The 16639-nt window shown below is 52.9% G+C and carries 13 protein-coding genes; 1 reads left to right on the forward strand and 12 read right to left on the reverse strand.

All coding sequences use genetic code 11. The features are described 5' to 3' along the window. Positions 1-17 precede the first annotated feature (17 nt). The 3 genes from GY33_RS0103930 to GY33_RS0103940 form a co-directional block, all read right to left on the reverse strand. Complete coding sequence (locus GY33_RS0103930) at positions 18-1730, reverse strand: bifunctional sulfate adenylyltransferase/adenylylsulfate kinase (RefSeq protein WP_031386088.1); 1713 nt, start codon at positions 1728-1730, stop codon at positions 18-20. A gap of 246 nt (positions 1731-1976) precedes the next feature. Then, on the reverse strand, positions 1977-2387 hold the full coding sequence (locus tag GY33_RS0103935) for a VanZ family protein (protein WP_031386089.1): 411 nt from the start codon (positions 2385-2387) through the stop codon (positions 1977-1979). A 107-nt stretch (positions 2388-2494) separates the two neighbouring features. Beyond that, positions 2495-4588 (reverse strand): hypothetical protein, encoded by a 2094-nt coding sequence (locus GY33_RS0103940; RefSeq protein ID WP_031386090.1) that lies wholly within the window; start codon positions 4586-4588, stop codon positions 2495-2497. Positions 4589-4690: 102 nt separating this feature from the next. On the opposite strand from GY33_RS0103940, the gene GY33_RS0103945 reads away from it, so the two are divergent. Beyond that, the gene (locus tag GY33_RS0103945; RefSeq protein ID WP_031386091.1) at positions 4691-6025 is read left to right on the forward strand and encodes a VanZ family protein; all 1335 of its coding nucleotides are present in this window, start codon (positions 4691-4693) and stop codon (positions 6023-6025) included. Positions 6026-6377: 352 nt separating this feature from the next. Here the strand turns inward: GY33_RS0103945 and GY33_RS0103950 are convergent, their stop codons facing one another. The 9 genes from GY33_RS0103950 to GY33_RS0103990 all read right to left on the reverse strand — a co-directional run bounded on the left by GY33_RS0103950 (position 6378) and on the right by GY33_RS0103990 (position 16603). Then, on the reverse strand, positions 6378-7352 hold the full coding sequence (locus tag GY33_RS0103950; RefSeq protein ID WP_051822266.1) for an Rpn family recombination-promoting nuclease/putative transposase: 975 nt from the start codon (positions 7350-7352) through the stop codon (positions 6378-6380). Positions 7353-7400: 48 nt separating this feature from the next. Continuing rightward, a complete protein-coding gene (locus GY33_RS0103955) occupies positions 7401-8384 on the reverse strand; it encodes a transposase (RefSeq protein ID WP_031386093.1) in 984 nt (327 codons plus the stop codon). Between the two features lie 94 nt (positions 8385-8478). Beyond that, positions 8479-9129, reverse strand: coding sequence for an Rpn family recombination-promoting nuclease/putative transposase (locus GY33_RS0103960; RefSeq protein WP_051822267.1), 651 nt, complete (start codon positions 9127-9129; stop codon positions 8479-8481). Between the two features lie 113 nt (positions 9130-9242). Continuing rightward, a complete protein-coding gene (locus GY33_RS0103965; RefSeq protein WP_031386095.1) occupies positions 9243-10226 on the reverse strand; it encodes a transposase in 984 nt (327 codons plus the stop codon). A gap of 238 nt (positions 10227-10464) precedes the next feature. Then, positions 10465-11481, reverse strand: a complete 1017-nt coding sequence (locus tag GY33_RS20265) for a glycosyltransferase family 2 protein (RefSeq protein WP_084184762.1) — start codon at positions 11479-11481, stop codon at positions 10465-10467. A 177-nt stretch (positions 11482-11658) separates the two neighbouring features. After that, complete coding sequence (locus GY33_RS0103975) at positions 11659-13104, reverse strand: lipopolysaccharide biosynthesis protein (RefSeq protein WP_031386097.1); 1446 nt, start codon at positions 13102-13104, stop codon at positions 11659-11661. Next, positions 13101-14210, reverse strand: a complete 1110-nt coding sequence (locus tag GY33_RS0103980) for a glycosyltransferase family 4 protein (protein WP_084184763.1) — start codon at positions 14208-14210, stop codon at positions 13101-13103. The genes GY33_RS0103975 and GY33_RS0103980 overlap by 4 nt, the downstream gene beginning before the upstream one ends. 127 nt (positions 14211-14337) lie before the next feature. Then, complete coding sequence (locus GY33_RS0103985; RefSeq protein WP_235185457.1) at positions 14338-15402, reverse strand: glycosyltransferase family protein; 1065 nt, start codon at positions 15400-15402, stop codon at positions 14338-14340. Between the two features lie 49 nt (positions 15403-15451). Continuing rightward, on the reverse strand, positions 15452-16603 hold the full coding sequence (locus GY33_RS0103990; RefSeq protein WP_031386100.1) for a glycosyltransferase family 4 protein: 1152 nt from the start codon (positions 16601-16603) through the stop codon (positions 15452-15454). Positions 16604-16639: the final 36 nt, after the last annotated feature.

Consider the following 16639-nt stretch of genomic DNA (forward strand, 5'->3'; position numbering starts at 1 on the left):
CGGCGCGGAACGCCATATTACCGCACATACCCCTGTTCCTCGAGATAGAGCAAGACTTCCTGAGCCGCTTCGTTGGGAGTGAGTTCCGTCGTATCGATGGTCAGTTCCGGGTTCACCGGCGGCTCGTAGGGATCATCCACGCCGGTTACGCCCGTGACAAGTCCAGCCCTGGCCTTGGCATAGAGGCCTTTGCGGTCGCGCAATTCGCAGGTCTTCAGCGGCGCGCTCATATACACCTCGACGTACCCGCCGTACTGACTGATCATGTCCCGGGCGATGCGCCGGGACTGCTCGTAGGGAGCGATGGGGGCGCAAATGGCGATCCCCCTGTTTTTCGTTATTTCAGAGGCCACGAAGCCGATGCGCTGCACGTTCAGGTCGCGGTGCTCTCGGGAGAAGTTCAACTCGCTGGACAGATTGCGGCGGACGATGTCTCCGTCCAGCAGGGTGACCGGGCGGTGGCGCATGGCCATGAACTTGACGAACAAAACCTTGGCCAGAGTTGATTTGCCCGAGCCGGACAGGCCGGTGAGCAGCACGCTGAACCCCTGGCTGTGCCGTGGAGGATAGGCCTTTTTCAGCTCGACCACGACCCCGGGGAGCGAGAACCAATCGGGAATTTCCAGGTCAAATTCAAGGCGTCGACGCAGTTCCGAGGAGGAAATGTCCTTCACGGTCATGTCCGCGGTAATTTCCTCCTTGACCACGTACTGGGCCTTGTCTTCAACATAGGCTACGGGCTTGAGGGGAATCATGCGCACTCCGGTTTCCGCCTCCAGGCCGCGAACCAAATCCTGGGCGGCTCCCAGGGGATAGAAGCGCTGTTCCAAATCGTGCGTTAAGGGGTCGCCGTGGTCATCGGCGACCATGAAATGATTGCAGCCGTAGTTCTTGCGGACCACGGCTTCCCACAGCGCCTCGCGCGGACCCGCTTGGCGTCCGGCCAGGGGGATGAGACCCAGGTGCGCCATGTTTCGGGGAAAGGCCTTGATGAACTCCTGGTAGCAGCTGACCATGGTGAAATGATCCAGGTCTCCGGGGCGAAGATGGCCGACCACGGGCTGAATGAACAGACTGGCCCCGGCTTCCCGTGCCGCTCGGAGGACCATTTCCTTGTGCGCGCAGTGCAGGGGCTGGTTGGTTTGGAATCCGGCCACGTTCCGCCAGCCGCGCTGGGCAAAGAAGCGGTGCGTTTCGGATGGGGAGAGGCGCAGCTCCGGGAAATCGTAGTGCTGGGGCAGGTGCAACCCTTCCAGGCGGCCGCCCACGTACCAGTCCCTGGTTTCGGAAAAAAGCCGCTGCACGCCCGGATGCGCCGCCGGATCATCCGTCCCGAAAATGGACAGGGCCTCGGCGCGCTTGTCCGCCTTCCACGTCCCGGAAACCGTGAGGACCGCCAGAAGAAACCCTTCCTGGTCGCTTAGGGCCAGTTGCCGCCCCGGGACCAACTGATCCGCCATGACGGCTTCCACGTCCAGAACGATGGGCATGGGCCAGACCGTGCCGTCGGCAAGGCGCATCTTCTCCAGGACGCATTGGTAGTCATCCTGGTTCATGAAGCCGCATAGCGGATAAAAAGCCCTATTCAAAAGCAGTTCCAGGTCGCAAAGTTGGCGCTGGTTCAGCCCCAGCGAGGGCAGCCGCAGGGCCTCCTGTTTCAGGAATTCAACCCGTCGGAAATGGACCAGCAGGCTTTCGGCATAGGGAGAAGTGGGAGGGTCGAGATGCATGAATTCGCCTATTGTTGTTGAAATAACGTCATCCGGGAGGCTAAACATACCCGGCTTCATGCCGAGCGGCAATGGTTTTCCTTGTTTGGCCAGGGGTCTGAGTGGCCATCCGGGCGATGCACCTTACGCTTCCTCAAGGTCGAACGGCAACGAGGGGGCAGTTAAAAAAACAAAGCACGTCACCCGTAAAGTGGATAAAAAGAGAGGTTTTTATCCAAAATGTAGCACACGCAGAATGGGGAGCATTTACTGCGAATGATCAGGATGGTTATTGCCACGCGTAAGGCGGCTGAAGACCCACAGCCCTAATACAGCCCCTATTGCGTCGAAAAAAACATCATTGACTGATCCGAATCTTCCTGGGACCAGCGATTGAACCCACTCCTGGAAGGCGCCGAAACACACCGTGATGAGCAAGGCAAGGATAAATGCCGCCCTGGACGACATGTGCCTGTCCAGGGTCCAGCGCCAGAGAAAGGCCAGGAGCCCGTAGACCGGGATGTGCAGCAAATTCTGGAAAGTAGGTGGAAGCAAGAGAAATTCGAGTAGATGCGGCTCGCTGTCGCTATCTGCTGGAACAGACGCGCCGATGAGGATAAGGACCATATAAATAAGAGGTACTATTGAGCTGAGCGGTTTATTGGGTAGTCTCTGCATATGAAGGTCATTCGTCTGGGTTTCTCATCCATCATGAACCCAAATACAACAAAGTGGCCGCTTAACCCGCCTGTTTTTGCGAAGCGCGACATCAAGCGGCAACATATTCAATTGAGATGGCCTTTCATTGAGGAACGATTCCCGAAAGGATCGATCAGCTCCAAGATCCAGTCCCCACCTGCCCTGCCCTCGCTTCTGGGGATGAGCACAAACGGCCTGGAGGAAAAGCGTTCAAAGACGTATGCTTCCCCCTCGTTCTCGCCCTGGCCTTGCCGGGACAGGCGCATCTGGGCCACGCGGGGCTCTTCGGGCGTTGATTCCAGGTCTGCCATGACCAGGTATCCGTTCCCAATCTCCGGGTTGCGGATGGATTTCACCGTCACATTTTGCTCCCAGTCCAGTTCCGGCAGATCTGGAGGCCGTGGCGAGTCATTGGGCAGCCGGTACAGCGGGTCGCCGACAAAGCTTGTCAGCCAGGCCATGTGGATCTGATTCATGAGCAGGATCTCGCCCACAGGGTAGCCCTGGCGCAGGAAGGGGTACAGCACCCCCTCGTCCCAGAAGCTGTGGTTGTGGATATGCGGAGCTCCCCCGCCGACTCTGGCCGCCCCGGCCGTGATGGTGACACCCTGCTGAAGGTATTCGTGAAACCGTGAATTCCTCATGTTCCAGCCCTGGCTGGATTGAACATGGGTGGCAATGCCTCCGGGCAGAAACACCACCCCGGAATTGAAGAAACCGGTCCCAGGTGCAAGCCTGAACAGCTCCAGGACGACCCATCCTCGGGAATGCTGCAGCAGGTGCCTGTAACCGGAGTTCCAGAATGCTTCGGCCTGCGAGCCTGAGGTGATTTCACCCGTTCGCTCGGGGTCCTCAAGCAGTTCAACGCCAGGCAGCACGCCCATCTCCGGCCCGGCAAAACTCGAGCCATAGACCGCCCTGTCCACCAGCTCCATGGCCTCCACGGCATTCACCCCGTCGATGCGCATGGAAAAATACAGATGGCGCTCCGGATGAAAGGCCCTTTGGTTTGCAGTGAACCTGGGCGGGCGGACCTCGGCCTTGTCCTTCTGGTAAAGTCGAGGGTGAACGAACGGGTTGGTCCCAGGCCCCCACAATGGCCGGGCCAAGGGAGTGCGGAAAAAGGTATCGCTGAACAGCGGTTCGCTCGAGGACCGTAACGGGGTGAAGCGCATGGGCTGGACCTGTTCGCTGTGCAGTCTGTCCACGTCGTAGTACATGATCTGCAGCCGTTGGCCCAGGTCAATGAAGGAGCCGTGGTCGCGCAGCTTGTCGTTGATCCCGCTGGCAATGCCGTACGGAGCTTGAACCGTCCTGGGCAGACCGTAGGCAACCACGAAATACAGGATGTGATCCTTCAGTAATGTTCCGTCGGGCCGGGCATTGGCCGGGTCTTCCAGAAAGGCCTTGACCGGTTCTTCCACGCAGTCCAGGTAGTTCTGGTCGTCACGCACCCCGTCCGGGCCGGTGGCACTGAAGAACGCATGCTCAAAATCGGAATATTTAGCGCTCCACTCGTGCAGCGAACCCTGCTCGTCTTGGCACTGGGCCCTGGCCGTGAATTGGCCATCGAGGAACACCCGGCCATGGGCACGCACCTGCCAGTCCCCCTGTTGCTGAAGCTGCTCCTGGACCTGCACCTGGCCGGGATGCAGGCTTCGCCCGTGTTCCACCAGGAGGACCTCGGATCGGCCCGTCCCGGATTCAGGCTCCAGCCACAACCGGAGCGTACCCAGGTCCCAGGGGATTTCCGAGTCGGGCAGGATCACTTCCACCAGCCGGCTGTCGCGCATCTCGCAGGCTGATGCCGGCCTTCTTGCGCCGGGCGGCTGGTACACCACGCCGCAACTGTTGTCGCTGCTTTTTTCCTCCAAGTGATCGCCGGCCAGAAGGCTTTCCAGTAAGCGCTTGCAGCTTAGCCCCAGCAGATACGGCTTTTCCCCGGAAGCCGGATCCGTGCGCATGCGCACGTAATGCTCGGCCACGGTCAGGGAGTCCTGGCCCGCCTCGATCAGCGGATGACTGGACCGCCAATCCGCATTGTACAGAACCAGGACTTGGGAGGGGCAGAGCTGTTCCTGATAATTAGCCCCGGACAGTCCGGGTGAACATAAAAACAGGCCTCCTGAAAAAAACAGCCAGGCGATCCAGCGCCTGTACCGCCCTCTATACCTGGACATTCTCCCTCCTCAACCCACTGTGCGATCTTGCTACTTCAAGCATTACGTGACAAAAATCACTGCCAAACTCTTCCCCAATGAGCAACCGGGACCCTTCACGCCATGACCCCTGAAACCAGCATCAAGCGGCTGTTCATTTTCCTGCTGTTCACCCACGCTTGCTTCATCATCTACGGCAGCCTGGTGCCGTTCAGGTTCGAGTACCTGCCCCTGTCCGAGGCGTGGGCGGGGTTACTAGCCGTCCTGATCTCGCCGCCGCGGCTCTATTCCAACACCAATCTGCTGGCCAACGTGCTGATCGGGATACCCGGCCCTTTCTTGTTTCTCGCTGCCTTCCACACCCGAAAAAGCCTTTTGCGCTCGCTGTTCCTGGTCCCAGCTGCCCTGGCCTACTGCGCGCTGCTGGCCGCCACGGCCGAATTTCTGCAGCTCTATTTCCCCGGCAGGATGACCCTGCTCAGTGACATCATGGCCCAGACCATGGGCGGGGCCATGGGCATTGCCTGCTGGCTGATCATCGGCTCATATACCAGGACCATGCTCCAGGCCCTGCTGTTCGAAGACAGCGGCAAAACGACCGGGACCTTTCTGCTCTTGTGCTACCTGGGCATGATCCTGCTGTTGCACGCCCTGCCCCTGGACCTGTCGGCGCGCATGGGAACGCTGTATCGACAGTTGGAGGACGGCAGGATCATTCTCGTCCCTTTCAGCACTTGGTCGTCCCCATCAGCGATCATCGCCAGTTTGCCCACGGTGCTGGCCTGGATGCCGGTGGGCTGGTTCCTGGTCAGGGTCAAGGCCTGGCCCCTGGCCGCGGCCATGCTTGTTGCGGCCCTAGGCGCCGCGTTTCTGGAATTCGTGCAGCTCTTTGTCCTCAGCCGGACCACGGACGCGACCAACATCCCTCTCGGATCGATGGGGGGGCTGGCCGGGGGCATCATTGGAAAGCTCAGCTCGGGCCCGACAGCATCCCCCGTGCCCAGGGGCACGTCCTGGCGCAACACGGCGTTGGGAAGCGCCCTTTTCCTGGCTTGGTTCGGCCTGACAATCCGCTCCTTCTGGTCGCCCTTCACCTTCCAGTTCAACAGGGCCTTTCTTACCCAGCGGGTCAACGACATCTCGCTCATCCCGCTGCATGCCTACATTGGAAAGCCGTATCTGCTCTCAGCCTTCAACATCCTGGAGGTGCTGGTTTACTTCATTCCATTGGGCGTGATCTTTTCCACCTTTGTGACCCGACATTTCCAGGGCCAGAGCGCACGGGCCGTGACCCTGCTGTTTTTCGTCATCTCGTGTCTGCTGGCCGGCCTGGTCGAGACCGGCCAGATCTTCCTCCCCCAGCGCTATCCGGATATCACGGACTGGATGCTCATGGTCGCCGGGGCCATGTTTGGTCATGTCGTGAGCAGCTTGGTCTGGAAAAAACAGATGACCTGATTCACCCTTCACAATGCGACATGCGCGGAACATGCATGAGTCGACAGCTGTTGCTATCCATCTGTACCTGGAGGCTGTTTTGGGCCGCAACAGTCCGCGGCCGAGAAGATTATTCGTCCCCTGTATTGTCCCAAGTGTCGAGCGCAGCGGGCGGTTGAAAAAAACTGTAACCTCCCTATTGGTTGGGGGCGGTTTCGAAGCCGCAAACTTCGGCCGCCCTGGCCACCCTACACGCCGACAACATCAACCAACATTTTTATCCTGGGTGCCCCCCTATCCCCATTGGCCAAGAAAAAGGGAAGCCCATGGCTTCCCTTTGTTTATAATCTCGAATTTTTGACGTGTGCGGCCTTCAGCTATCCTTGAACACCTCGTCAATGCTTTTGGCGTCCAGCAGTTTCTCGGCCCAGAGGTCGAGTTGTTCCGGCGTGGCCTTGCGGAGACGTTCCTGGAATTGGATGTCAAGGATATTTTGGCCAAAGCGTTTGGTGACCAAGCGTTGGATAATTGCTTGGCGGCCTAGAACTTCGCCTTCGACACGGCCTTCGACACGGCCTTTAATCGTTAGTCTTTCAGCTACTGTCATAAACATGCCTCCTTTTCCTTCTGAAAGGCTTTGTGTGAACATATCCTGCATTTCTTCGGGCTCGATGTCCATAACCGCAAGCACGTACCGAAAAATCTTTTCCAGCCAATGCATGGACGTGGCGTTCTCGTCCATTTGGATCACCAGGGAGATGATCTCCGCAAGTTTCTCCACGGCCTCCGGGGTATTCTTGGCTTGGAGGCAGAGCAGGACCAGTTGGAGAAGTAACTGGCCTTTGATGACCTCGTCGGTTTCCGGGGAGAAGTCGTGGAAGGCAAGGTCGAAGTTGGGAATGAAGGCGGACAGTTCTGGATCAGGAATATCTACGAGTTCGGAAAGCCGGACGGCTTGGCCTTTGGGTTTGCCGTGGTAGACCACGATCGGGATGACCAGGGGCAGGGTTTTGGCTTTTGGGTGTTGCTTGCGGTGGAGTTCCCAGATTTCGATAAGGTATCTGAGCAGTTGCAGAACCACGAACCGATCCGGGTAACTTTTGTGCTCGAAGAGGAAATAGACGAACCCAGGCAGGCCGGTGCTCAGTATAACCTGGTAGAGCAGGTCCGAATAATGTTCGGCCTGCTTTTCGTCCACGAAGCTGTCTTTGGTGATGGTCAACGTATCCAGATGGATATGATTCAAGATCTTTGCCGGAAGATAGTTGGCCAGAAAGTCCGCGGCCACCTCCTTGTGGCTCATGGTCTCCCGGAAAAACGTGTCGTGGGTGTTGTTGATCTCGCTCATGAGGGCGAATCCTAGGGCAGTGTCTTGGGCATGACAAGGGCGACAGGACTACCCGCCGACAGCACCAACCAACCGCTTCATGGAATACACCCCCCCCACCCCGCTAACCGGCGTAAACCTCCGCTCATTCTTGGAATCCAGCAGATGCTTCACTCCGTCGAACACCTCGGACACGAATTCCTTTGACCCGATGATCCCGGAGTCCGTGAAATATCGGCAGCGGTGGCGAAAGACATCGACGCGGCTGAGTCGATAGTTTCTCTTACGTTCCTTCTCCACGATCTTCATGTCGATGCCTCTTCGTTCCTTCTCCTGGCTCCTGACTCCTGACTTCTGACTCCTGTCTTCTAACTCCTGACTTCTTCCCCTAACCGCTCCGGTTTCATAGACGAACTGCCGGTATTTCCGAATAATCTCAGATGAATTGAACTCGTTCCACTCGTGCATGCCAAGGTTCAGATCGATCAGGCCGTCCCTGTTGCCGCGCTGGACCAGATAGCCCAGGGTGCTCCAGCGGTAGTCCTCGGGCTTATCCACGATTCCGGCCCGGACGGGATTCAAGTCCACATAGGCCAGAAGGTTGACCAGGGTTTCACCCTCCTGAACGATGACGCTTTTGAATCGCTCACCCCAGAAAGTCCCCCAGCGTCTCTTGCGCTTGTTATAGAACTTGGTGAAGCCCTGTTTGATGTCCTTCACAAAGGACCCGAGATTGGTCAGGCGGTTACTAAAGTCCTCGATCTGGCAAGGGATGATCCTGGCTTCCTGGCCGTAGAGCAGCTTGTAGCGCTCGGTGATTTCTTTCTCGGTCAGACCATCTGACGGGTTTACCCGGACAACCAAGTGGAAGTGGTTGCCCATCAGGCAAAAGCCAAGCAGGTCAACGAAATAGATTTTGCACAGCTTGGCAACGATGGCCATCAGGTGATCTTTCTCGGTGTCTTGGAGCGGGAAGCCGTCCAGGGCTGTTCGGGACATGATGTGGTAGACGGTCGGCTGGTCATGGCGGGTGAAGCGAGGGATGCGGGCCATCTTAGGACCTCCTGGGGCGTGGAGATTGATTGGTGAGGGTGAGAAGAGGGTTAGCGGGGAGGGCGATAAAAGTCAATTATAAACCTGTCCCCATTTATTTTTCTTCATCCCGGGTAAAGGCGGAATATTTTTCGTGGGCCTCAGCGAGTCGGGGATTGTCTTCCAGCAAGGTTTTCATGGTCGTGTCCTCCTCGTCAGAGCCTTCATGTTTAAGATAATACAACCATTTTTCCAGGGTCATATCCATATTGGCAGTCGTGAATTGAGGAAGTTCAAGGAAGTGGAGCGCAAGGTGATCCGTGAGGATGAGGCTTGGATCTCGCAGTTCCCGCGGCACGAAGCAGAGGTGGTATTTTCCCTTGAGATTGAAGAGTTCGAAATCCAGGATGTTGATGCAGCTTACAGGATACAGCTTTTTGTATTGGTCGCCTTTCATAAGCTGTGCCGCATACAATTTGGACCAGTAGTACAGGGACCTATGCTTGTAAACGCCCTTTCCTGAAGTCTGGACCTCGATGTTGTAGGTCTTGCCGTTTTCCTCAATGGCCTTGATATCAAGAATAGACTCTTTTTCCGCGGCAATGGTTTTGATGTTGAAAGGGTTCTTGATCTCAAGATCCATAATCAGTGGAAAGTCGCAGCTTTTCTGGACCGCGTTGATGAAATCCAGCAACAACGGCTTATGCTCTTCCTTGCCGAAAAGGTACTTGATGAAGATGTCGGAAGTGGGTTTTACATAGACCAATGGGTTTCTCCTTACACCTGAAAAACTCCTATATTATCATGGGAGACAGTGTTGGACGATACCCCGGCATCCACGGAAAAACAAGCGTCGGCCCACCGATTCACCGCCCACCACTACCCGCCGACAGCACCAACCAACCGCTTCATCGAGTACACCCCCTCCACCCCGCCAACCGGCGTAAACCTTCGCTCATCCTTTGAATCCAGCAGATGTTTCACTCCGTCGAACACCTCGGACACGAATTCCTTTGACCCGATGATCCCGGAGTCCGTGAAATACCGGCAGCGGTGGCGGAAGACATCGACGCGGCTGAGGCGGTAGTTTCTCTTACGTTCCTTCTCCAGGATCTTCATGTCGATGCCTCTTCGTTCCTTCTCCTGGCTCCTGACTCCTGACTCCTGACTTCTGAATCCTGAATCCTTACCTCCTCCCCCCACCGCTCCGGTTTCGTAAACGAACTGGCGGTATTTTCGAATAATCTCAGATGTATTGAACTCGTTCCACTCGTGCATGCCCAGGTTCAGATCGATCAGGCCGTCCTGGTTGCCGCGCTGGACCAGGTACCCCAGGGTGCTCCAGCGGTAGTCCTCGGGCTTGCTCACAATACCTGCCCGGATTGGGTTCAGGTCAACGTAGGCCAACAGGTTAACAAGGGTTTCGCCTTCCTGGACAATGACGCTCTTGAACCGCTCACCCCAGAAGGTACCCCAGCGTCTCTTGCGCTTGTTATAGAACTTGGTGAAGCCCTGTTTGATGTCCTTCACAAAGGCCCCGAGATTGGTCAGGCGGTTACTAAAGTCCTCGATCTGGCAAGGGATGATCCTGGCTTCCTGGCCGTAGAGCAGCTTGTAGCGCTCGGTGATTTCTTTCTCGGTCAGACCATCTGACGGGTTTACCCGGACAACCAAGTGGAAGTGGTTGCCCATCAGGCAAAAGCCAAGCAGGTCAACGAAATAGATTTTGCACAGCTTGGCAACGATGGCCATCAGGTGATCTTTCTCAGTGTCTTGGAGCGGGAAGCCGTCCAGGGCTGTTCGGGACATGACGTGGTAGACGGTCGGCTGGTCATGGCGGACGAAGCGAGGGATGCGGGCCATCTTTGATCCTCCTGGGACGTGGTGATTGGGTGGTGGAGAGAGGGTTAGCGGGAAGGGCGAGATATGTCAATTAAGAGACTGTCCCCGTTCCCTTTTGTCCCCGTTCCCTTTTCATGAAAAAAGTCAGCAAAGAGGCTAATCTGGTGAAAGTGTCTGAGTAGTATTAACTGTCTCTATTTATCCCTGAAATCAAAATGGCATTTTCTCAACGGACTGTTGACCAATAGTCAACACAGTTTTAGCGTGTGAAATGTTTTATGGCTAAATAAGCAAACTTGCTAGCAGGAATGTTAAAGTGCAAGATTTTGCTCATTAATAACCATCTTGTAAAATCAGAACCTTTGACCGCACTTAAACTGGCCGCTTGATATAATCGCTGCACTAATAGGTTTTTTAGGGTTTTATGGTCATAACTGCGTGATTGTGCGTTATTCTTGATCAATTTTTTGATCCAATTCTCAGCATTTATTAAATCATTCAAACTGAAATTGGGTTTTCGATCCACCAGCATGCCGTGGATTTCGATTTCTGATTCCGAAGGAGTCGCCTCAAGTAATTTAATGTGTCTTAGCCGAATCATATTTAAAAAATCATTTTTTTTGCTGTGAACTAGACTCTGGGTAGCACTTAACGAATGTATACGGTAAGATACTAAGGGTTTTTGGATATTGTAAAATTGGCAACCTTCCAAAAATGAAATACGTGACCAGAAATCAAAATCTTCTCCAAAAGATATATCTGTATTAAATAAACAGTTATTCATTCGAAGGAATGCAGTCCGTACACATGAAGTACTGTTCGATATGGCAGGATTTGACAAAAAAAATACTCTAATTTCATTGTCATTTTTTACCTGTAGAGGAATATTGCTTTTAACATTCTGAAAGCAACGTATTAAACCTCCACAAACTGTTATTTGTGAATTTTTTTCCATGAATTTATATTGAGTAGATAAACGATATGGGTAGCAAATGTCATCAGCATCGATCCTGAATAAATATTTTCCTCTAGCGTTATTGATCGCTACATTTGCTGCAGAAGATACTCCATGATTCTGCTGAGAAATCACTCTGATTCTTGAATCCTTATTAGCATATATAGCTATTACTTCTTCAGTTCTATCTGTAGAGCCATCGTTGATAATCAGATATTCGAAATTAGAAAAACTTTGTCCTAAAACGCTCTCTATCGTTTCTGCAATATATCCATCCATATTATATACGGGAGTATATACAGTAATTGGAATATCATTCATAATTTAGTCCATACCTAATGGTAGATAACCTTCTTCGTGCATCTTCTCACCTGTCTTGACATGTTGCCCAAATAATTCCAGGGTGAAATAGTCACTGGCGGGCTTAACGGGTCTTTCTGTCCGCTGAATCAAACCTACCAGATTGCATCTGGTAAATGTTGATTCGAAAAATTACCATCATGATGTACTCCGCCTAATGAATGGAACAATTTTTAATAAAAGTATTATCTTTTCGCGATCAATTGCCAACAAAAACAGAATGTATACAGCGCAACCAGAAGCTGTTTTCACGACAAGAGTTTGCCAATGTGGGCCGACCACCATCAAGCTCAAACTGTAAACTGTAACAATAAGTGCAATATGTGCGAGCAAAGTCGTTCTAAGATGCTTGATGATCGTTCCAAGCCCAAGATCTATGGCCTTCAGAAGAATCCTGCAAAACACTAAACACAGGACTGGGTAGATGGTGACCCACACATATATTGAAACTTCCGCGTTTACCCATAATGCTAATCCAAACATGGTCCCGCCGATAACAACTAGCTGAACAAGAACGAAACGAACCTGTTCCACGATTAGCCCCAAAGCTGTAAGGACGAGCATTGCATAGCTTTCGGCAAGTTTGAAAATGTTGGCAACGCAGAAAATCTGAAGGGGCAGGACCGCAGCGCTCCAATGTGGTCCAAGCAGGATAAGGACTGTTTCCTCGGCACAAAAAAACAGCAGGTAGAAAAAAGGAGCCAGAAGAAGCGCCTGGAGGTCGGCAACCTTTAGCGTCCAGTCGCGCATGGAGTCCATGTCACCCTTTTCGCTGGACAAATAAGGCAATAGCACCCGGTTAATTATTGCGACGATTTTTTCAAAAGGCATGTTGGCTAATTGCTTGCTAAACGCGTATGCTCCCAGGAAACTGGTAGTGGCGAGCTTGCCGAAGATGAAGACATCCACACTGGCATAGAGTTGACCGATGCTGTTTCTGAGGAAAATTTGAACCCCAAAGATCAGCAAATCACGGATTTCCCCCCACCGGATAATAAGCGTTGGTGTTATGCGACGATGGAAGCTGAAGCCTATGAGTTGAAACAGTTCAATGAGAACCCATTGGGAGGCCAGGGCCCATACGCCAAAACCTGATGCAGCCATGGCCAACACACAGCACGATGTCAGGATACGTGAACCCGTCTCTACTTTTGCAATGACGTCAAAACGCGTTTCACGGGCGAGCATGCTCCACTGAAGAGACTTGGGAGCCCCGAACAAGAAAACCAGATTCTGAAATGAGACAAGAGCAGTAAGTCGAGGATCATTGAATATCCAGGCCATACCCGGCGCTGCCAACAACCCCAGGCAAAACATGGACACGCCCATCAGAATGGAAAGCCCATAGAGTGCACGAATTTGATAGTCGGAAACGCTCTCGGCCTGGATTACTGCGGAGCTGATGCCCATCAGACTTATGGAGTGCGCAAAAACCGTGAACAGGCCGGATATGGCGACAAGTCCATAATCTTCGGGGTTTAGGAGCCTAGCTACGACAATGGTCACGCTCCAGGTAATGATCTGCCCGAAAACGCTTGTACCGCCCATCCATGCGAGGCTCCGCAAGACGGACTGTTTGCTCATCGATCAGGCCTTGAGTCGACTTGAGCAAACCCGTTGAAACATATTCCGCGACAGGGTGAAGAATCGTCCAGAAGGATGTCCATCATCTTTTGAAAATTGAGCACATACTGCCTATCAGAGAGCGTTGTCTCGGCGATGTGCCTGCCTACTTTGCCCATACGCTGACGAAGACTCTTGTCGGCAAGAAGGATGCGAAGCTTGTCCGCCAAGTCCTGCGGATCTTCGGGGTTCACGAGAAACCCGCTTCTACCGTCGGCAATGACATTGGGTATGCCTCCGACACGGGTTCCGACGCAGGGCTTTCCCGAGGCCATGGCCTCGATGAACACGCGGCCCATGCCTTCAGAGCGTGACGGCACCGCAAGAACCGTACATGTACCCAGATAGTCGGCCACTTCATCGTACGGCACGGGTTTGTGGAATTCGACATTGGCAATACCTCGCGCCCTGGCCTTCCAGCGACTCAGTTCCGGCTCCCGGCAATGCCCCATGATGACCAGCCTGATATCAGGAAATTCCTGCTGGATGATTGCAAATGCTTCTAAAAGGATATCTACTCCTTTCCGATAGAACGGATATCCCAGACAATACAAATAACAATCATCCCGCTCGGACAAGACAAATTGACTTGTCGGCACGTAGTCATGAAACATGACGACTTTTTTTCGCGACAGGATGGTCTGCCATTCCTCATACTGCCGCCGGTTCAGAATCTTCACACAATCGGCCATATGCAGTGATAGGGACCCGACCAGATTAAACAGTTTGCGCCGCAAAAATCCGACCTTGCCGCCCGCCAAGCTTAAGTCCTTAGCATCACGAATGTGCCCGTTCACCTCCACTACCAGCTTGGCACCAGAAAACAATTTCACCAGCACTCCGATGAACCCGAGGGTCAAAGGGTCATAGCTGATGACCACATCAATCCCCTCCTTTCTGGCCATGCGTATCCCACGCACAATCATGACCCATGTACGACGGAGCATCGTTAAGCGTGTCCAGGGGGCAGCAAATTGCTGGACATTCAGCGTTACACCAGCGAATTGTTCACCGTCATGAGCGATATCCCCGGTTACCAAAACGTGAAACACATAGTTTTCAGGCATTCCCTGATACCGGGAACGAAAGTGTGATGCATGCAGGCATCCGTTTGGTGGCAGTATATCAAGTATCTTCACTGTTCATTCTCCGACAAGCGAAGGACATGGAATATTCTGACAGTCTTTGGAACGGTCATGGCGCACCCAGCAACGTCAACAAATGCTCACGCAGACATTCAACATGGATTTTAAGAGAACTATGCTTCCACACTGCCGCATGTGCTGCCATGCCAACCTCGTGACGAAGCTGAGGGTTTTGAATCAAGCGCAGAAGTATATATTCAAACTCAGCTACTGAATTCGCAAAAAAACCGGTTTTGCCATCTTCCACGATCAATCGCTCAGAAGCCGTGGGATGGATGACGACAGGTAGACCAGCCGCCATGTACCCCTGTACCTTGTTTGGGTCCTTGAATTCCTGAAGATTGGAGGTATCGCGCCATCGAAAAGCAACGTCCGCATCAAGAATGTCCTTGGCCCATGTCTTGTTATCGAACATTCTATACTCAATCCAATTGTACTCACCTATCTGATCGGTGTCGTATAAAATGCGGCATCCATGGCATTCATGCATTCGCTTGAGAACCGGCACGATAGGTTCATTCTGCTTCTGATTGAGGGAAACTCCTGTCCAATACAGAACAACACCTTCTGTCTTCATAGGGAAAGGTTTGTAAACATTCTCATTTTCATCGTTGTAAATCTGTCTGGGTAGTTCAAGTGGCTTCATTCCTGCCCTGATTACAACATTACGTAGCAGCGGCGTGCAGATCATACAGCCGTCGAGCATGGCGTAGGCTCGCGACAAATAGCTTTCTGTTTTGCAATAATAGAGCCACTTGAGTATCCGCCGGACAACGTTTTTCTCATACACCGATGGATAAAGAAAGGTATCTTGATAATCCAGGATCAAGACCTTGCCTCTAACTTTGAGAGCTTTCAACATGTTCATGTCCGGAATGTATTTGATGAAAATGAGCACATCGAAGTTCATAAGTTCGTCAAGATCGAACGGTTCCCAAGAAAAAAAACCACTTTTGAACTCAGGGAAGCGATCCAGTGCAGCCGCGACTTTCACCCCAGATTGCGCAAAAGAATTCGCCCCGGTTTTTGGCCCAAAACCAACCTTGTAAACGTTTCTACTGTTCAGCATCAGCGCATCTTCCTGTTTCAAAAGATTGGTAACAGTTTCACGCATTCGCCGATCACCGCAACCACTAATACGTTGCAAGAGCCACATTCTGTCCCTAACGATGTTGGCTGCCTTTTTCGGTCATGACGTCGCACATTGCCTCAGTGATGCGAGCAACACAATTTTTCGGTCTGAAACGTTCCCGTTCGACCAGACAGCGCTCCCGCATACCCTGCAACCGCTCTGGGTCATCAAGCAGGTCACTCACAGTCTCGACGATCGACGGAACATCGTTACGCTTCAACACCATGCCGGTCTCGCCGTTGGCAACAATCTCGGGGATGCCACAGGAATCCGAAGTCACGGCAGGCAAACCGCAGGCTAGCGCCTCCTTCAGGACATTGGGGTATGCGTCATGTCTGGCAGGGTGCAGAATAAGGGATGCTGAGAGATACTCTGCCATCAATTTATCGAAGGGGACCATGCCTAGATGACGAGCGCCATCCGGAAGGGGCTCGGGTGCCTTTACACCTACGAGAATAAGTTCAAGTTCTTGCCGCTGTAAACGAAGCTCCTTGAAGGCTTTTAAGACTAAATCCCCGCCTTTCCGGAAAAAATCCGTAGCGGCGAAAATGAGTTTAGGAACTCTTTCCGTCAAGACTTGATTGGCAGCTGGGTAAGGAATTTTGCATGCAGTCGGCGCTACAATGACCTTGTGAGCTGGGAGGGCGTAATCATCAAGCATGGATTTACGTGTACGCTCACTGTAGGTAAAGACGAGGTCCTTGGCCTGAAGGGAGGCTCTCTCAAGCTCAAAAAACTGCTCCCTGAATCTTGGAAAATTTCTGGGCAACCATTCCGGCCACATTTGTTCAACCATGGCCACTGTCTGGTCATGATAAGAAAACGATGATTTTCCCCTTGAAATTATAGGCCCGAAGAGGCTACCAACCTGAAAGGTTGCATCATGCTCGGATAACCGGTTTATGGCTCTTTGAAAGCGACTTGACCTCGCTCTGAAGGATGCAGGTTTTTTTGCCTCCCATTCCAGTTGGCGATAATACTCACACCGAAGGTCTGCCGGGTGCGAAAGGAGCGCCTGAAAAAGGCAGGAGGCACCGACCAGTCGCTTCAGGAAAGGGGTATCTGCATTAATAACGCGGGTGTCAAAAATCTCTGCAAACCCTTTGTATAACCAATTCTTGCTGGTCCCGGCTTGATAGTCCTGACTGGCCCATTGATCTAGGACAAGTAGGGTGGGTTTCATGAAAAAACCTCAATCGAGAAACCTGGGCCCTGCCAC

Source organism: Desulfonatronum thiodismutans, from assembly GCF_000717475.1.
In the GTDB taxonomy this organism is placed as follows: Bacteria; Desulfobacterota; Desulfovibrionia; order Desulfovibrionales; family Desulfonatronaceae; genus Desulfonatronum; species Desulfonatronum thiodismutans.